The sequence below is a fragment of the Streptomyces sp. NBC_01591 genome (assembly GCF_035918155.1).
GTDB lineage: Bacteria > Actinomycetota > Actinomycetes > Streptomycetales > Streptomycetaceae > Streptomyces.
Genome location: NZ_CP109327.1, coordinates 2389893 through 2406926 on the forward strand (window position 1 = coordinate 2389893; position 17034 = coordinate 2406926).

At 71.9% G+C, this 17034-nt stretch carries 20 protein-coding genes; 5 read left to right on the top strand and 15 right to left on the bottom strand.

All coding sequences use genetic code 11. From position 1 onward, the window contains the following. Nucleotides 1-71: 71 nt before the first annotated feature. From OG978_RS11145 to hisI, 4 genes are all read right to left on the bottom strand, one after another. Complete coding sequence (locus OG978_RS11145; protein WP_326765049.1) at nt 72-320, bottom strand: HGxxPAAW family protein; 249 nt, start codon at nt 318-320, stop codon at nt 72-74. A gap of 132 nt (nt 321-452) precedes the next feature. Next, complete coding sequence (locus tag OG978_RS11150; RefSeq protein ID WP_326765050.1) at nt 453-1106, bottom strand: TIGR02234 family membrane protein; 654 nt, start codon at nt 1104-1106, stop codon at nt 453-455. Nucleotides 1107-1281: 175 nt separating this feature from the next. Then, a complete protein-coding gene (locus tag OG978_RS11155; RefSeq protein WP_326765051.1) occupies nt 1282-2892 on the bottom strand; it encodes an anthranilate synthase component I in 1611 nt (536 codons plus the stop codon). Continuing rightward, on the bottom strand, nt 2789-3172 hold the full coding sequence (hisI, locus tag OG978_RS11160) for a phosphoribosyl-AMP cyclohydrolase (protein ID WP_326765052.1): 384 nt from the start codon (nt 3170-3172) through the stop codon (nt 2789-2791). Before hisI ends, OG978_RS11155 begins: the two co-directional genes overlap by 104 nt. Nucleotides 3173-3256: 84 nt before the next feature. Here hisI and OG978_RS11165 point away from each other — a divergent pair, with 84 nt between their 5' ends. Beyond that, a complete protein-coding gene (locus OG978_RS11165; RefSeq protein ID WP_326765053.1) occupies nt 3257-3889 on the top strand; it encodes a TIGR03085 family metal-binding protein in 633 nt (210 codons plus the stop codon). Nucleotides 3890-3905: 16 nt separating this feature from the next. Here the strand turns inward: OG978_RS11165 and OG978_RS11170 are convergent, their stop codons facing one another. The 10 genes from OG978_RS11170 to hisD all read right to left on the bottom strand — a co-directional run bounded on the left by OG978_RS11170 (nt 3906) and on the right by hisD (nt 11681). Continuing rightward, entirely contained in the window at nt 3906-5156 is a 1251-nt protein-coding gene (locus OG978_RS11170) for an MFS transporter (RefSeq protein ID WP_326765054.1), read from the bottom strand. Nucleotides 5157-5181: 25 nt separating this feature from the next. Beyond that, nucleotides 5182-5769, bottom strand: a complete 588-nt coding sequence (locus tag OG978_RS11175; protein WP_326765055.1) for an ArsR/SmtB family transcription factor — start codon at nt 5767-5769, stop codon at nt 5182-5184. Nucleotides 5770-5947: 178 nt separating this feature from the next. Beyond that, nucleotides 5948-6703, bottom strand: coding sequence for an imidazole glycerol phosphate synthase subunit HisF (gene hisF / locus OG978_RS11180; RefSeq protein WP_326765056.1), 756 nt, complete (start codon nt 6701-6703; stop codon nt 5948-5950). Beyond that, nucleotides 6700-7098: a RidA family protein gene (locus OG978_RS11185; RefSeq protein WP_326765057.1), complete on the bottom strand. Its 399-nt coding sequence runs from the start codon at nt 7096-7098 to the stop codon at nt 6700-6702. Before OG978_RS11185 ends, hisF begins: the two co-directional genes overlap by 4 nt. Beyond that, the gene (gene priA, locus OG978_RS11190) at nt 7095-7820 is read right to left on the bottom strand and encodes a bifunctional 1-(5-phosphoribosyl)-5-((5-phosphoribosylamino)methylideneamino)imidazole-4-carboxamide isomerase/phosphoribosylanthranilate isomerase PriA (RefSeq protein WP_326765058.1); all 726 of its coding nucleotides are present in this window, start codon (nt 7818-7820) and stop codon (nt 7095-7097) included. Before priA ends, OG978_RS11185 begins: the two co-directional genes overlap by 4 nt. Continuing rightward, nucleotides 7820-8461 (bottom strand): imidazole glycerol phosphate synthase subunit HisH, encoded by a 642-nt coding sequence (gene hisH, locus OG978_RS11195; protein ID WP_326765059.1) that lies wholly within the window; start codon nt 8459-8461, stop codon nt 7820-7822. The genes priA and hisH overlap by 1 nt, the downstream gene beginning before the upstream one ends. A 10-nt stretch (nt 8462-8471) precedes the next feature. After that, nucleotides 8472-8639: a hypothetical protein gene (locus OG978_RS11200; RefSeq protein ID WP_164493121.1), complete on the bottom strand. Its 168-nt coding sequence runs from the start codon at nt 8637-8639 to the stop codon at nt 8472-8474. Beyond that, nucleotides 8636-9232 (bottom strand): imidazoleglycerol-phosphate dehydratase HisB, encoded by a 597-nt coding sequence (gene hisB, locus OG978_RS11205; RefSeq protein ID WP_072483182.1) that lies wholly within the window; start codon nt 9230-9232, stop codon nt 8636-8638. The genes OG978_RS11200 and hisB overlap by 4 nt, the downstream gene beginning before the upstream one ends. Then, nucleotides 9229-10362 (bottom strand): histidinol-phosphate transaminase, encoded by a 1134-nt coding sequence (locus tag OG978_RS11210; protein ID WP_326765060.1) that lies wholly within the window; start codon nt 10360-10362, stop codon nt 9229-9231. Before OG978_RS11210 ends, hisB begins: the two co-directional genes overlap by 4 nt. Then, nucleotides 10359-11681, bottom strand: coding sequence for a histidinol dehydrogenase (gene hisD, locus OG978_RS11215; RefSeq protein ID WP_326765061.1), 1323 nt, complete (start codon nt 11679-11681; stop codon nt 10359-10361). Before hisD ends, OG978_RS11210 begins: the two co-directional genes overlap by 4 nt. Before the next feature lie 138 nt (nt 11682-11819). On the opposite strand from hisD, the gene OG978_RS11220 reads away from it, so the two are divergent. The 4 genes from OG978_RS11220 to ybaK all read left to right on the top strand — a co-directional run bounded on the left by OG978_RS11220 (nt 11820) and on the right by ybaK (nt 16015). Beyond that, entirely contained in the window at nt 11820-13421 is a 1602-nt protein-coding gene (locus OG978_RS11220; RefSeq protein WP_326765062.1) for an oxidoreductase, read from the top strand. Nucleotides 13422-13695: 274 nt separating this feature from the next. Continuing rightward, on the top strand, nt 13696-14733 hold the full coding sequence (locus OG978_RS11225; RefSeq protein ID WP_326765063.1) for a hypothetical protein: 1038 nt from the start codon (nt 13696-13698) through the stop codon (nt 14731-14733). Between the two features lie 5 nt (nt 14734-14738). Then, complete coding sequence (locus OG978_RS11230; RefSeq protein ID WP_326765064.1) at nt 14739-15482, top strand: LON peptidase substrate-binding domain-containing protein; 744 nt, start codon at nt 14739-14741, stop codon at nt 15480-15482. 29 nt (nt 15483-15511) lie between these two features. Next, nucleotides 15512-16015, top strand: coding sequence for a Cys-tRNA(Pro) deacylase (ybaK, locus tag OG978_RS11235; RefSeq protein ID WP_326765065.1), 504 nt, complete (start codon nt 15512-15514; stop codon nt 16013-16015). 209 nt (nt 16016-16224) lie between these two features. Here ybaK and OG978_RS11240 read toward each other — a convergent pair whose 3' ends face one another. Then, nucleotides 16225-17001, bottom strand: coding sequence for an ABC transporter permease (locus tag OG978_RS11240; RefSeq protein ID WP_326765066.1), 777 nt, complete (start codon nt 16999-17001; stop codon nt 16225-16227). Between the last annotated feature and the right edge of the window lie 33 nt (nt 17002-17034).

Genomic DNA, 17034 nt, shown 5'->3' on the forward strand with positions numbered 1-17034 from the left:
GTCCCCGCTGACGCGGAAAGGCGCAGCCCGGGCCGGGCTGCGCCTCGCATTCGTACGGGTGCCGCGTGGCGTCAGGAGACCTGGGCCTCTGCGGCGCGGGCCCGGGCCGCAGCCATCTCCGCCGACTCCTTCGGCATGCCGAGGCCCGCGGCCTTCATCCCGAGGCCGACGACGCCGCCGAGGAGGACAATGGCGATTCCGGCCCAGAAGCCGACGACGTTGGCCGCGACCATGAAGACGCCTGCGACGCAGAAGCCGATGAAGGAGATGATGACACCGGTCCAGGCGGCCGGGGTGTGTCCGTGGCTGCTGCCCGCCATGAGTTGCTCCTTGTTGGTGATGCGCTGTTGGTATCGCTGTACGCAAAGCTGGTGGCGCTGTTGGTGCCGCTGTGCTGAAAGCTCGGTTTCATTGTCCCGTACGTGCGCGGCCGGACGTGACCTGGGGGTCTCCTAGCGCGTCGGGTCCTCGCCGCGGTCCAGGGCCTTCCAGAGGTCCTCGGGCCGGTCCGGGTCGGGGGCGGTGCGGGCGGCCTTGCGGGGGCGGGGGGTGCCGTCCCGTTCGTACCGTCCCGACATGGTGGGCCAGAGCTTTCCGTAGCGCAGGGCGAGCAGCCCGGCGAGCAGGATCAGCAGGCCGCCGGCCGCGGTGACGTAGGGCCACGCGGTGTGGGCGAGCGCGTCGATGGTCGCCGAGGTGTCACCGGTCGACCGGGCCGCCATCTCGTCGAGCGCCGCGCTGTCGGAGGCGCCGAGGCAGGCGCTCAGTCCGGCGCCGAGGCCACTGAGGGCGAGGAGCCCGGCGACGATCAGCCGGGAGGCCCCGCGGACCGCGAAGACGGCGACGAGTGCGGCCAGGCCGACTATGGCGAGGGCCGCCGGGAGGCCGGTGACGTCCTGGCCGTCGGCGGTCAGCGGCAGCGAGCCGCCGCCGACGGACGCCCGGCCCTCGGCCCAGGTCTGGGTGGAGGCGAGCAGGACGACGGTGGCACCCGCCGCGCCGAGGAGCAGTCCGGAGGCCAGGCTGCGGCGGCTTCCCGGGGTGTCGGACGGGGCGGCGGCTCGGGCACGGGGCTGGGGTACGGGGACAGCACTCACGTACTCCACTATCCCCTACGGCCTCAGACCGGCCGGCAATCGGGGGGCGGCGTCACGGGGCTGGGTGCGTGCATCTGCGGCGTTGTCGTCAATCAACAACGCTCCGCGTTGCCTCGATCCTCCGCCTTGCAGCTGCACGCACCCAGCCCCGCTCCCTCTCCCACCCCCCGATTGCCGGTCGGTCTCAGTCGCCGCGGAGCCGGTTGGCCGTATGCACCGCGCGGAGCACCGCCGCGGCCTTGTTGCGGCATTCGGTGTCCTCGGCGACCGGGTCGGAGTCGGCGACGACGCCCGCTCCGGCCTGGACGTACGCCGTGCCGTCGCGGAGCAGGGCGGTGCGGATGGCGATGGCGGTGTCGGAGTCCCCGGCGAAGTCGAGATAGCCGACGCAGCCTCCGTACAGTCCGCGGCGGGTCGGTTCGAGCTCCTCGATGATCTGCATCGCGCGGGGCTTGGGGGCGCCGGAGAGGGTGCCCGCGGGGAAGCACGCGGTGAGGACGTCGAAGGCGGTGCGGCCCTCGGCGACGCGGCCGGTGACGGTGGAGACGATGTGCATCACGTGCGAGTACCGCTCGATCGACATGAAGTCGACGACCTCGACGGTCCCGGGTGCGCAGACCCGTCCCAGGTCGTTGCGGCCGAGGTCGACCAGCATCAGGTGCTCGGCGCGTTCCTTCGGGTCGGCGAGGAGTTCGTCGGCGAGCGCCTGGTCCTCCTGCGGGGTGGCGCCGCGGTGCCTGGTGCCGGCGATCGGGTGGACCATGGCGCGTCCGTCCTCGACCTTGACGAGGGCCTCCGGGCTGGATCCGGCGACGTCGAAGCCGTCGAACCGGAAGAGGTACATGTACGGCGACGGGTTGGTGGCGCGCAGTACCCGGTAGACGTCCAACGCGCTTGCCGTGCACGGGGTTTCGAAGCGCTGGGAGGGGACGACCTGGAAGGCCTCGCCGGCCCTGATGCGTTCCTTCACGTCCTCGACGGCGTCCTGGTACGCCTCGCCGCCCCACAGCGCGGTGTACGGGGGCAGCTCGGACGGCGGGAGGGCGACGGGGGCGTTCTCGACGGGGCGGGAGAGGTCCCGTTCCATGGCGTCGAGACGCGCGACGGCGTCCGCGTACGCCTCGTCGACGCCGGTCGTCAGGTCGTTGTGGTTGATCGCGTTGGCGATCAGGAGGACGCTGCCGTCCCAGTGGTCGAGCACGGCCAGGTCCGAGGTGAGCAGCATCGTCAGCTCGGGGACGTGCAGGTCGTCCTCGGCGCTGTCGCCGATCTTCTCCAGGCGGCGCACGATGTCGTAGCCGAGGTAGCCGACCATGCCGCCGGTGAACGGGGGCAGTCCGTCGTCGACGACCAGGTCGTGCGGGGTGTGCAGGGTCTCGATGGTGGCGCGCAGGGCGTCCAGCGGGTCGCCGTCGACGGGGACGCCGACGGGCGGGACGCCCAGCCAGTGGGCCTGTCCGTCGCGTGCGGTGAGGGTGGCGGCGCTGCGTACCCCGATGAAGGAGTAGCGCGACCAGGTGCGGCCGTTCTCCGCGGATTCCAGGAGGAAGGTGCCGCTGCGCTCGCCCGCGAGTTTGCGGTAGAGCCCGACGGGGGTGTCGCCGTCCGCGAGGAGCCTGCGGCTGACGGGGATGACGCGCCGGTCGACGGCAAGTTTGCGGAAGGTATCGAGATCCATGGCGGCTGGCCCTTTACTGCGCGAGCGGGAGGACGTCGGCGTCGAAGCAGGTGCGGTCGCCGGTGTGGCAGGCGGCACCCGTCTGGTCGACCCTGACGAGGACGGTGTCGGCGTCACAGTCGAGGGCGACGGACTTGACCTGCTGGATGTGGCCCGAGGTGTCGCCCTTGACCCAGTACTCCTGGCGGCTGCGGGACCAGTAGGTGCAGCGGCCGGTAATGAGGGTGCGGTGCAGGGCCTCGTCGTCCATCCAGCCGAGCATCAGCACCTCGCCGGTGTCGTACTGCTGGGCGATGGCCGGGACGAGTCCGTCGGCACCTCGCTTGAGTCGGGCCGCGATGGCCGGGTCGAGGTTGCCGGACGGCGGCGGAGTGCTGGGCGTGGGCGCGCTGGTCATGCGCCCATTGTGCCGTGGTCGCGGGGGCGTTTCCGTGCGGCGTCCACTGGGCGGACCGCGTTCGGCGGTCGTACGCTGGCGACCATGTCGACCCATGCGAAGCGTGAACGTCTTCTGCTCGCCGACCTGTTGGAGGCGGCGGGACCGGAGGCCCCTACCCTGTGCCACGGCTGGACGACCCGGGACCTGGCCGCCCATGTGGTGGTCCGGGAGCGCCGGCCCGACGCGGCGGGCGGGATTCTGCTGGGCGCGCTGAAGAACCGGCTCGAACGGGTGCAGGCCGAATTCGCCGCGAAGCCCTACGAGGAGCTGATCCAGCTGATCCGTACCGGGCCGCCGAGGTTCTCCCCGTACGCCGTGAAGCAGGTGGACGAGGCCGCCAACACCGTCGAGTTCTACATCCACGCGGAGGATGTCCGCCGGGCCCAGCCGGACTGGTCGCGGCGCGAGCTGGACCCGGTGTTCGCCGATCTGCTGTGGTCGCGCGCCGAGAAGACGGCCCGGCTGCTGGGCCGCAGGTCCCCGGTGGGTCTGGTGCTGCGCCGTCCGGACGGCCAGACGGCGGTGGCGCACAAGGGCACCCCGGTGGTGACGGTCACCGGCGAGCCGGGCGAGCTGCTGCTCTTCGCGTTCGGACGGCAGGACGCGGCGACGGTGGGCCTGGAGGGCGACAAGGAGGCGGTGGACCGGCTGCACACGGCGGAGCTGGGGATGTAGGGCGTACGGGGCGGAATCAGCGCGGGAGTTCCGCGCGGCGCAGCCGGGTGAAGGCCAGGCCCGTCGCCGCCCCGAGCGCGCACACCGCGGCGCTGGTGACGAAGACCGGGCCGGTCCCCCAGGCGGCGACGGCGGCTCCCGTGACCGGGTAGCTGAGCGGGGCGATCGCGTGGGTGAAGAGCGTCGTGACCGAGGTGACCCGGCCGAGGTAGGCGGGCTCGGTGACGGTCTGGATCAGGGCGCCGCACAGGGAGCCGCCGAGGCCGGCGAAGAGCCCGACACAGACCGCCACGGCGGCGGCGAGGGCCACCGAGGGAACGTAGGCCAGGGCGCCGATGGCGACCGCGCCGGCCAGCACCGTCAGACACATCACCAGCCCCGCGCGCGGCACCCGGCCGCGTACGGCGAGCAGCAGAGCCGACGCACCGGCGCCGATCCCGAACGCGGCGACGACCCAGCCCATGCCCGGGGCGCCCCAGTCGCGCTGCCGGGCGAGCAGGATCAGTCCGAGGTTGAGCGGCCCGACGAAGCCCAGCTCGCTGACGGCGACGACGAGCACCATTGGGCCGAGCAACGGGTGGCGGCGGATGTGGCGCAGGCCGTCGGCCAGGTCGTGCCAGGCGGTGCCGGACCGTTCGGCGGCTTCCTGGGCGGGCAGCGGGCTGATCCGCAGCGACAGGAGCAGCGGCAGCGACACGGCGAAGAGCACTCCGGCCGCGGCGAACGCGAGTGTGGGTCCGCCGAGGGCCACCGCGACGCCGCCGAGCGGGGCGCCGACGACGTTGGCGGTACGGACGGAGAGCCCGCGCAGGCCCTGGACGCGGGCCAGCTGTCCGTCGGTGGTGATCCGGGGCGGCAGGGCGCCGACGGCGGGCAGGAAGAGGGCGTCGACCACACCGAAGACGAGCGCGACGGCGATCAGCATCCACAGGGCGAGCGAGGTGAGCAGCAGGGCGCCGGCCAGGCCGAGGACGACCAGGCAGCGGGCGGCGTCGCTGCCGATGACGACGCGACGCGGTCCGATCCGGTCGGCAAGCACTCCCCCGCCGAGCATCAGCACGGCCCGGGGTATGGAGCCGACGGCGAGGACGATCCCGGTCTGGGCGTCGCTGCCGGTGCGGGCGGCGGCCCAGGCGAGCGCCATGTAGTAGACGCTGTCGCCGATCATCGAGGCGGTGTGGGCGCCGAGCCAGCGCAGGACGTTGCCGTCGCGGTGGGCGGGGCGTTCGGCGGCCGGGGCGGGCGTTCCGGTGTCGGTGACGGTCATGGGGTCGGCCTCCCGGGACGGCGGGTCAGGTGCGGAACGGGAATGTGTACAGGTGCACGGCGACGTTCTCGCGGCCTTCCGTGTCCCCGGCCTCTTCGCGGGCGCGGCCGAGTTCCTCGTACCGGTCGACCGCCTCGTGCATCTCGCGGCTGAGCGCGGAGAGCTCCTCGGCGGTGAGCCGGGCCAGGTACTCGGAGCTGGAGGCGGCGCTGCGCCACTCCAGCGGCCAGCTCGGGGCCGAGTCGAGGTAGCGGCGGTACAGCTCGATGTGCTGGTCGAAGGAGAGCCGGCCGACGGCGGCGTGTGTGGCGGCCGTCTCGGGCGCGTCGGTGAAGTCCTCTTCGCGGAAACTCAATCCCTTCGAGGCGGGCTGCCACCAGCGTTCACGGCCGTCCGTCCCCTGCTGCTCGGCCTCCTCGATCAGGCCGTGGTCGGCGAGCTTGCGCAGGTGGTAGCTGACCAGCGAGACCGCCTCGTCGACCTGCTCGGCCAGTTGGGACGCGGTGGCCTTACGGGCGATGTAGAGCGCCCGGTAGAGCTTCATCCGCAGGGGGTGTCCGAACGCCTTCAGGGTCTCCAGGTCCGAGACCCGGCGTGATTCCTTGCTTGCCATGTCCCAGACCATAGATGGAAAAGAAAACTTGCGCAATCTTTATTGCGCAATAAAAGCTGCGGGATCCCTGACGGTGGGAAAGACACCCGGACAGCGGAATAGACAGCGGAAAAGCCCGTCGCCGGGCGGAGCCGATGGATCGGCTCCGCCCGGCGACGGGCTCGGTGAGTGCTGCGGGTCAGCGGACCGGGTGTCCGGCCTCCCTGAGCGCGTTCTTGACCTCGGAGATCCGCAGATCGCCGAAGTGGAAGACGGACGCGGCGAGCACCGCGTCGGCGCCCGCCTCGATGGCGGGCGCGAAGTCCGCGAGCCGGCCGGCGCCGCCGGAGGCGATGACGGGGACGGTCACGTGCTTGCGTACCGCCGTGATCATCTCGGTGTCGTAGCCGTCCTTGGTGCCGTCCGCGTCCATCGAGTTGAGCAGGATCTCGCCCGCGCCCAGCTCGGCGGCCCGGTGCGCCCATTCGACGGCGTCGATGCCGGTGCCCTTGCGGCCGCCGTGCGTGGTGACCTCGAAGGTGCCCGCGGGGGTGCGCCGGGCGTCCACGGAGAGCACCAGAACCTGGCGGCCGAAGCGCTCGGCGATCTCCCGGATGAGGTCGGGGCGGGCGATGGCGGCGGTGTTGACGCCGACCTTGTCCGCGCCGGCCCGCAGCAGCTTGTCGACGTCGTCGGCGGTGCGGACGCCGCCGCCGACCGTGAGCGGGATGAACACCTGCTCGGCGGTGCGGCGCACCACGTCGTAGGTGGTCTCCCGGTCACCGCTGGACGCGGTGATGTCCAGGAAGGTCAGCTCGTCGGCGCCCTCGGCGTCGTACAGCTTCGCCATCTCGACGGGGTCGCCCGCGTCGCGCAGGTTCTGGAAGTTGACGCCCTTGACGACCCGGCCGTTGTCGACGTCCAGGCAGGGGATGACGCGTACCGCGAGGCTCATCGCGCACCTGCCCGGTAGGCCTCGACCTCGACCTCGACGACCAGGCTCGGGTCCACGAAACCGGACACGATGAGCATCGAGGCGGCGGGGCGTACGTCGTCGAAGAGCTCCTTGTGGGCGCGGCCGACCTCGTCCACGTCCCGGGCGTGCGTGATGTACATCCGGGTACGGACGACGTCCTCGCGGCCCAGGCCGAACTGCTTCAGCGCGTCGAAGGCGAACCTGAAGGAGGTGACGGCCTGCTCGTACGGGCCTCCCGCGGAGATCTGGCCGTTCTCCACCGAGGTGCAGCCGGCCACCAGGACGAGCCCGTTCGGCAGCTGCACCGCGCGGGAGTAGCCGAACTTCTCCTCCCACGGGCCGCCGGAGGAGACACGGTTGACGGAGTCGCTCATCCGGAGACCACCTGCAGCGCTTCTTCGAGGGTGAACGCCTTCGCGTACAGCGCCTTGCCGACGATCGCGCCCTCGACGCCGTCCGGGACGAGCGAGGCGATGGCCCGCAGGTCGTCCAGCGAGGAGACGCCGCCGGAGGCGACGACGGGCCTGTCGGTGGCGGCGCAGACGTTCTTCAGGAGCTCCAGGTTGGGGCCCTGGAGCGTGCCGTCCTTGGCGATGTCGGTGACGACGTAGCGGGCGCAGCCCTCGGAGTCGAGGCGGGCGAGCGTCTCGTAGAGGTCGCCGCCGTCGCGGGTCCACCCGCGGCCGCGCAGCGTCGTGCCGCGGACGTCGAGGCCGACGGCGATCTGGTCGCCGTGCTCGGCGATGACCTTGGCGACCCACTCCGGGGTCTCCAGGGCGGCGGTGCCGAGGTTGACCCGGCGGCAGCCGGTGGCGAGGGCCGCAGCGAGGGAGGCGTCGTCGCGGATGCCGCCGGAGAGCTCGACCTTGATGTCCATGGCGCCGGCCACCTCGGCGATCAGCGCCCGGTTGTCCCCGGTACCGAAGGCGGCGTCCAGGTCGACGAGGTGCAGCCACTCGGCCCCGGCACGCTGCCAGGCGAGGGCGGCCTCCAGCGGGGAACCGTAGGAGGTCTCGGAGCCGGACTCGCCATGGACGAGGCGGACGGCCTGGCCGTCGCGGACGTCGACGGCGGGGAGCAGTTCAAGCTTCGGCATCAGAGTGTCTCGATCCAGTTGGTCAGCAGCTGGGCGCCGGCATCGCCGGACTTCTCGGGGTGGAACTGGGTGGCCCACAGGGCGCCGTTCTCCACGGCGGCGACGAACGGCTCGCCGTGGGTGGCCCAGGTGACCCGGGGGGCGCGGATCTTGGGATTGGTGACTTCCAGGCTCCAGTCGTGCACCGCGTAGGAGTGCACGAAGTAGAACCGGGCCTCGGGGTCGAGACCGGCGAAGAGCTGGGAGTCCTCGGGGGCCCGCACGGTGTTCCAGCCCATGTGCGGGACGACCGGGGCCTTCAGCGGGGCGACGGTGCCGGGCCATTCGTCCAGGCCCTCCGTCTCCACGCCGTGCTCGATGCCGCGCTCGAAGAGGATCTGCATACCGACGCAGATGCCCATGACGGGGCGGCCGCCGGAGAGCCTGCGTCCGATGATCCATTCGCCGCGGGCCTTCTTCAGCCCCTCCATGCAGGCGGAGAACGCGCCGACACCGGGCACCAGCAGCCCGTCGGCGTTCATCGCCTTCTCGAAGTCGCGGGTGATCTCCACGTCCGCGCCGACGTGGGCGAGGGCCCGCTCGGCGGAACGGACGTTACCGAATCCGTAGTCGAAGACGACGACCTTCTTGTTGTCGCTCACAGCTCGTTCCTCAGTCCCAGAGTCCCTGGATCCGCAGAATGCCTGCCACCAGGCACATCACGGAGGCGAGCGAGAGCAGGACGATGACGCCCTTGGGCATCCCCTGCTTCGCGAAGGAATAGACGCCGCCGGCCAGGAAGAGGCCGACGACGATCAGGATGGTGTTGAGGCCGGTCACAGCGCGCCCTTCGTGGAGGGAAGGATCCCGGCGGCGCGCGGGTCGTGCTCGCTGGCGTAGCGCAGGGCGCGGGCGAGCGCCTTGAACTGGCACTCGACGATGTGGTGGGCGTTGCGCCCGTACGGCACGTGGACGTGCAGGGCGATCTGCGCCTGCGCGACGAAGGACTCCAGGATGTGCCGGGTCATCGTCGTGTCGTACGCGCCGATCATCGGCGCCATGTTCTCCGGCTCGGTGTGCACCAGGTAGGGGCGGCCGGACAGGTCGACGGTGACCTGGGCGAGCGACTCGTCCAGCGGGACGGTGCAGTTGCCGAAGCGGTAGATGCCGACCTTGTCGCCGAGGGCCTGCTTGAACGCGGCGCCGAGGGCGAGGGCGGTGTCCTCGATGGTGTGGTGCGAGTCGATGTGCAGATCGCCGTCGGTCTTGACCGTGAGGTCGAAGAGCCCGTGCCGGCCGAGCTGGTCGAGCATGTGGTCGTAGAAGCCGACCCCTGTCGACACATCGACCTTGCCGGTGCCGTCGAGGTTTATCTCGACCAGTACCGAGGTTTCCTTCGTGGTGCGTTCCACGCGGCCTACGCGGGGGCTCATGCGTCGTGCTCCTTCTTCAGTTCGCGTACCGCATCGAGGAACGCGTCGTTCTCTGCCGGGGTGCCCGCGGACACCCGCAGCCATCCCGGTACGCCGTTGTCCCGGACCAGGACGCCCCTGTCGAGGATCCGCTGCCAGGCGGTGTGGCTGTCGGCGAAGCGGCCGAACTGGACGAAGTTGGCGTCCGAGTCGGTGACGTCGTAGCCGAGAGCGCGCAGCTCGGTGACGATCCGGTCGCGCTCGTTCTTGAGCTGCGCGACGTATCCGAGCAGCGTATCGGTGTGCTCCAGGGCGGCGAGCGCGGTGGCCTGGGTGACGGAGGACAGGTGGTACGGCAGCCGCACCAGCTGGACCGCGTCCACGACGGCCGGGTCGGCAGCGAGGTAGCCCAGGCGCAGTCCGGCGGCGCCGAACGCCTTCGACATGGTGCGCGAGAGGACCATGTTCGGCCGGCCCTCGATCAGCGGGAGCAGCGAGGCGTGGTGGCTGAACTCGCCGTACGCCTCGTCGACCACGACCATCGACGGCCTGGCCGCCTGGGCGGCGTCGTAGAGCGCGAGCACGGTCTCGGCTTCGACGGCGGTGCCGGTGGGGTTGTTGGGGGAGGTGATGAAGACGACGTCGGGCCGGTGTTCGGCGATGGCCTTCTCGGCGGCCTCGACGTCGATGGTGAAGTCCTCGTTGCGCGGTCCGGAGATCCAGCCGGTGCCGGTGCCTCGGGCGATGAGGGCGTGCATGGAGTACGAGGGCTCGAAGCCGATCGCGGTGCGGCCGGGGCCGCCGAAGGTCTGGAGCAGCTGCTGGAGCACCTCGTTGGAGCCGTTGGCCGCCCAGACGTTGGCGAGGGCGACCTCGTGCCCGGCGGTGCGGGTGAGGTAACGGGCCAGTTCGGTGCGGAGCTCGACGGCGTCCCGGTCGGGGTAGCGGTTGAGGTCGCGGGCAGCCTCGCGGACGCGCTCGGCGATCCGGTCGACGAGCGCCTCGGGCAGCGGGTACGGGTTCTCGTTGGTGTTCAGCCGCACGGGTACGTCGAGCTGCGGCGCCCCGTAGGGGGACTTGCCGCGCAGTTCGTCCCGGATCGGGAGGTCGTCGATGCGGGTGGTCTTGCGAGGGGTGTCGCTGTTCGTCACTGCTGCGGGACCTTCCAGCCGAACCTGGCCTTGAGCGCGGCGCCGTGGGCCGGGAGGTCCTCCGCCTCGGCGAGGGTCACGACGTGGTGGGTGACCTCGGCGAGCGCGTCGCGCGTGTAGTCGACGATGTGGATGCCGCGCAGGAAGGACTGCACGGAGAGGCCCGAGGAGTGGCAGGCGCAGCCGCCGGTGGGCAGGACGTGGTTGGAGCCGGCGCAGTAGTCGCCGAGCGAGACCGGGGCCCAGGGGCCGACGAAGATCGCGCCGGCGTTGCGGACCCGGTCGGCGACGGCGGCGGCGTCGGCGGTCTGGATCTCCAGGTGCTCGGCGGCGTACGCGTCGACGACCTTGAGTCCGTCCGCCAGGTCGTTGACCAGGACGATCGCGGACTGGCGGCCGGCCAGCGCGGGCTCGATCCGGTCGGTGACGTGCTTGGTCGCGGCGATCTGCGGCTTCAGCTCGGCCTCGGTGGCCGCGGCCAGTTCCTCGGAGTCGGTGACCAGGACCGCGGCGGCCATCGGGTCGTGCTCGGCCTGGCTGATCAGGTCGGCGGCGACGTGCACCGGGTCGGCGGTGGAGTCGGCGAGGATCGCGATCTCGGTGGGGCCCGCCTCCGCGTCGATGCCGATGCGGCCCTTGAGGAGGCGCTTGGCGGCGGCGACGTAGATGTTGCCGGGGCCGGTGACGAGGTCCACCGGAAGGCATTCGGCCGTTCCGTACGCGAACATCGCGATGGCCTGGGCGCCGCCGGCCGCGTACACCTCGTCGACGCCGAGCAGGGCGCAGGCGGCGAGGATCGTGGGGTGCGGCAGACCGCCGAAGTCCTTCTGCGGCGGGGAGGCGACGGCGATGCCCTCGACGCCCGCCTCCTGGGCCGGTACGACGTTCATGACCACGGACGACGGGTAGACGGAGCGCCCGCCCGGTACATACAGCCCGACGCGCTCGACCGGCACCCACTTCTCGGTGACGGTGCCGCCGGGGACGACCTGGGTGGTGTGCGTGGTGCGGCGCTGCTCGCGGTGGACGAGGCGGGCGCGGCGGATCGACTCCTCCAGGGCGGCCCGCACGGCCGGATCGAGCTGCTCGACGGCCGCGGCGATCGCCGCGGCCGGGACCCGGATCGAGTCGAGCCGTACGCCGTCGAATTTCTCCCCCCACTCGATCACTGCCGCGGAGCCACGATGGCGTACGTCCTCGCAGATGGGCCGCACCGTCTCCAGGGCGGCTTCCACGTCGAACTCGGCACGGGGCAGCAGGTCGCGCAGGGCTCCACCCTCGGGGAGGGCATTGCCGCGCAGATCGATTCGAGAGATCACACCGCAATTCTCGCAGACCGCCTCAGGCGTCCGGTCGCCCGTATCACTGGCTGATACATGTCCCGGACGTCACTGCTGACCAATAGCGTTCACGGCGTCACCCAGAGGGAAGAACAGCTCCGAGCGGAAGGGGCACCCGTGACCGAGCCGCACGACGGCGATTTTCCGGACGGCCTGAGCGCAGCCGAGCTGGGCATGTGGCAGGCCTTCCGGAACGGCAGCACCTACGACCTGCGCGCCCGCGACCCCGCGCGGGACGATCCGTTCGCGCCGCGTGTCTGGGGACCGGAGCGCAGTGTGGACGGGCGCGTCGTCGCCCGGCTGCTGCTGTCCGGGCCGCCGCCGCGGCCGGGACGGGTGGCCGCGCTGAAGCTCCGGGGCGTGCGGATCACCGGAACTCTCGATCTCGCGGGCGGGCGCGTCGCGCCGTACGTCGAGATGACCGGCTGCCGCTTCGAGAACGAGGTGGTGCTGCCGGAATGCCACTTCACGACGTTACGGATCGTCGGCTGTGCGATGCCGCGGCTGGAGGCGGCCCGGCTGCGCACCGAGGGCGATCTGCATCTGCCGCGCTGCCGGATCCCGCGCGGGATCCGGCTCACCGACGCCCAGATCGGCACCGATCTGCTGATCAACCAGATCGAGATCGGCCCGGACCGGGGCGGGCGCGCACTGGCCGGTGACGGGCTGGCGGTCGCCCAGGATCTGCAGGCGGAGCTGATCGAGGCGCGCGGCGAGCTGAGTCTGCGCGGGGCGAAGGTCGGCGGTTCGCTGAGCCTGCGCGGCAGCCGGCTGCGGGGCAGGGAGGGGCGGCGCGCGCTGAACGCCCCTCAGCTGACCGTGGAGCGGACGCTGTACATGAGCGAGGCGTGGGTGAGCGTCGACACCGGGATCCAGGGCACCACTCCCCCGTTCGGCATCGTCATGGCGTCGACCCCGGCGAGCGGCACGCGTTCGCAGGTCTTCGAGTGCCGCGGCGGGGTGCGCCTGGACGACGGGCGGTTCGGCGACGCGGTCGATCTGCACAAGGCACGGTTCGTACTGGCCCGGCACGAGGAGCTGTCGCTGCGCCGGATCGTCACCCCGGAGCTGCGGTTCAACGCGGAACGGCCGGAGGAGGGCCGGGTCGTGCTGAACGGCGCGAAGGTCGTCACGCTGATCGACGTGTCAACCAGCTGGCCGGAGCCCGGCGGGCTGGCGATGGGCGGTTTCGTGTACGAGAACCTCGTCCCGTACGGGCACTTCCCGCTCTCCCGGCGCCTGGAGTGGGTGGCGGCGGCGACCCCGGAGTACGTACCGGAGCCGTACGAACGCCTCGCGACGGTGCTGCGCAACTGCGGGGAGGACGCGGACGCCCGGGAGGTGCTGCTGGCCAAGCAGCGGCGGCGGCGCGAGACGCTGCCGCTCGCCGGGAAGCTCTGGGGCTTCCTCCAGGACTGGACGGTGGCGTACGGCTACCGGCCGGGGCGGGCCGCGGTGTGGATGGCGTTGCTGTGGGCGGCGGGGGCGATGGCCTTCTCCCAGCACGTCCCGGCGGCGATCAAACAGGATGAGCATCCGCAGTGGAACCCGGCGCTGTACGCACTGGATCTGCTGATCCCGGTGATCAATCTGGGCCAGGACGGTTACTGGCGGATGGAGGGCGGCTGGCAGTGGGCGGCGGCGGTACTGGTCCTGCTGGGCTGGATACTCGCCACGACCGTCGCGGCGGGCGCCTCACGGTTGCTGCGCCGGGGCTGACCGGAATCGAATCCGGCCACGGCCGACTGGACAACGGGCCGTCCGAACGTTCGGAACCCATTCCGCCGAGCGGTCGGCGCGGAGTCCGTAGGCCGTGGTCGAACGACCGCCCGAGCTGCGGCCGAAGTGTCGTACACCATCGGCCGGAACAGCAGGAACAAGCCAGATTCCGCATTTTCCTTTACTTTTTCTTGACCCGGTCCAGCACAACCCATTCACTCGGCACCAAAGCTTCACAGCGAGCCTCTGGCGCCGCCCCGACCAGCGCTTTTCAATGGTCTGCACCATGCCAATCCTTCGTGCTCTGCTCCGTGCCGCGTGCACGATCCGGCGCCCCGTGCAGGGACTCGCCGGACTGCCCGCGGACAACGAGGTGCTGCTCGACGCCCCCGACGAGCGGCTCTCCCCGGCACTCGTCGCCGCCGCCCTCGGGGAGTACGAACCGGCCGCGAAACTCCTCGCCACCACCCGGGACGGCGCCGAGTGGGAGAACCGCGACCGCTACCTCGGCCGGCTCGTCACCTTCGCCCGCAGTCGCGACGGCTGGCTGACCGACTGGCTCGCCGCCGCTCCGCACGACCCGGACGCGCTGCTCGTCAAGGCCGAGCTGGCGGTCCGCCGGGCCTGGGAGTCGCCCGCCCGCGCCGAGCAGCTGCGCGAGGTGGGGCCGCTGATCACGGCGGCGGCCGAGAGCGATCCGCGCGACCCGGTGCCCTGGCGCCTCGCGCTCGACCACGCACGCGGCACCCATGCCACGCACACCACGTTCGAGGCACTGTGGGAGCAGGCGATCCAGCGCTCCTCGCACCACTACGGCTGCCATGTCGCGGCGCTGCGGTACCTCTCCGCGGCCTGGTACGGCTCGCACCGCGAGTGCTTCGACTTCGCCGAGCGGGCCGCCGAGGACTCGCTGCCCAGCTCGCTGGTGCAGGCGCTGCCGCTGCGGGCCGCCTTCGCCCTGCTGATCGAGGGACCCGGCGCGCGGACCACCTCGGTGCAGGAGGAACGGATCGACGCGGCGGCGGATCTGGCCATCGCGCTGTCCGCCTCGTTCGGGCCGGGCGATCCCTGGCCCGCCGAGATTCGCAATCTGCTGGCGTTCGTGCTGGTCACCCGGGGCCGCTGGGACGAGGCGCTGGAACAGTTCCGGCAGATCGGACCCCATGCGGCGTCGTTCCCGTGGTCGTCAGTCTCCGACGATCCGCTCGGCCGGTTCCTGGAGGCGCGGGACGACACGCGGCTCCGGGTGGCCTGCGCGACGCCGATCCCGGGACGGGCCGACCGGGGCCGGCCCGGCGGCCATTACGCTTGACCGTTGTGACCACCGCTCGCCTGCCTCTGTTCCCGCTGAACGCGGTGCTGTTCCCCGGCCTTGTGCTGCCACTGAACGTCTTCGAGGAGCGATATCGCGCCATGATGCGCGAGCTCCTGAAGACCGACGAGGACGAACCCCGCCGCTTCGCCGTGGTGGCGATCCGCGACGGCCGCGAGACCGCCCCGACGGGCTCCGGAATGCCCGACGCGGTGAACGTCCCCGCCGAACGCGGTCCTGCGGACGGCTTCGGCCCCGATCCGGTCCAGACCTTCCACCGGGTCGGCTGCATCGCCGACGCGGCGAAGATCCGGGAACGGCCGGACGGCAGCTTCGAGGTCCTGGCGACCGGCACCACCCGGGTCAAGCTGCTCTCCGTCGAGGCGAGCGGCCCCTTCCTGACGGCCGAACTCGAAGAGCTGGACGAGGAGATCGGCGAGGAGGCGGGGGCGCTCGCCGAGGGCGTACTGCGGGCCTTCCGCAGCTACCAGAAGCGACTGGCCGGGGCGAGCGAACGCTCCCTCACGACCGGTGCGGACCTGCCCGACGACCCCTCCGTCGTCTCCTACCTGGTCGCGGCGGCGGCCGTACTCGACGTACCGGCCAAGCAGCGGCTGCTCCAGGCCCCCGACACCGCGACCCGGCTGCGCGAGGAACTGACGCTGCTGCGCTCCGAGACCGCCGTCATCCGCCATCTGCCGTCCCTGCCCGCAGTGGATCTGACCCGCGCCCCGACCCACCCCAACTGATCCGACCGACCGACCGAGGACCGCTCCCCGTGGCGAAGAAGCCCAAGAAGCAGCAACAGTCCGGCGGCACTCCGGCAACGGTCGCCCTGACCGCGTCCGGCACGGCGTTCACCGTCCACTCCTACGACCACAACCCGGCGTCGGCCTCCTACGGCGAGGAGGCGGCCCAGGCGCTGGGCGTCTCCCCCGACCGGGTCTTCAAGACCCTGGTCGCGGACGTCGACGGCACCCTGACCGTGGCGGTCGTCCCGGTGGCGGGCACGCTGGACCTCAAGGCCCTGGCCTCCGCGGTGAGCGGCAAGCGGGCCACGATGGCCGACCCGGCAGCCGCGGAACGCACCACCGGTTACGTGAGGGGCGGCATCTCCCCGCTGGGCCAGCGGAAGCGGCTGCGTACGGTGCTGGACGCCTCGGCGCGCTCCCACGAGACGATCTGCGTCTCGGCGGGCCGCCGCGGCCTGGAGGTCGAACTCGCCCCGGCGGATCTGGCGTCGTTGACGGGGGCGGTGTTCGCGGAGATCGGCCGGGGGTAGACGGGGCCTCCGGCACCTCTCAGCCCGTCCGGCACCTCTCGACCTGCCCTGGCACGTTTCAGATCCGTCCGGGCACGTTTCAGCCTGCCCGGGCACGTTTCAGCCCGTCCGGCGATTGAGGACCGGGGTCCGGGGCAGAGACCGGTTCCGGGAAGGGGCGGGTAGGGGACAAGCCCCGCGCAGCGGCCCACCCACCCGCACCCGCACAACTACGACTGCACCGGCGCCTCCGGCGCACCCGGCGCACCAGACCCGGGCGCCCCCGGCGCACCCGGAAAGGCCCCCCACTCCGGCTCCGGATCCCGCGGCCCGAACAGCGCGGTCAGCCCGAGATGGACCGCCATCGCCCCCAGCGGCCAAGCCAGCAGCGCCCCCTTCGCCCGCAGCTGGAGCGGCGCGTCGAAGACCACGCCCTTGCCGACCGCCCTCGCGTGCGCGACCACGTCCTGGGTCGGCCCGAGCCACACCCCCAGCCGCCAGGCCAGCAGCGAACCGAGCAGCCCACCCAGCGCGAGCCCTACCACCAGGGCGATCCCGCCACGCCGCTGGAACCAGAAGAGCAGCGCCGCGGAGAGCGCCCCGAAGGCCAGGGCCAGCAGCACGAACGTACCGTCGGCGCCGATCGCCTCCTCGCCCTCGCTGTCGCTCAGGAAGACCGCGGTGCTGTCGGAGATCAGCGGAACCTTCGGCGCCAACCACAGCCAGAGGAGCCCGAGCACGATGCCCGAGAGGGTCACGAGAACGGTGACGATCACGGCCCGCCGCAGATCCGACCGGAGGTCCTTCTCCCCCTGCGACTCCAGCAGGGTCCCCGGGTAGTACCCACCGGCCCCACCGGCCCCACCGGACCCCCAGAGCCCACCAGACCCACCGGGCCGGCCAGGCCCGCCAGGCCCGCCGGATCCCCCCGGACCACCCCAGTTCGGCGGGGTCTGCCAGGGATCGTTGGACGAGGGCTGGTGAGGCGGCGTCAGAGGTGCGGTCACCGTGCCATGGTGCCAGGCGCCCCCGCACCGCGC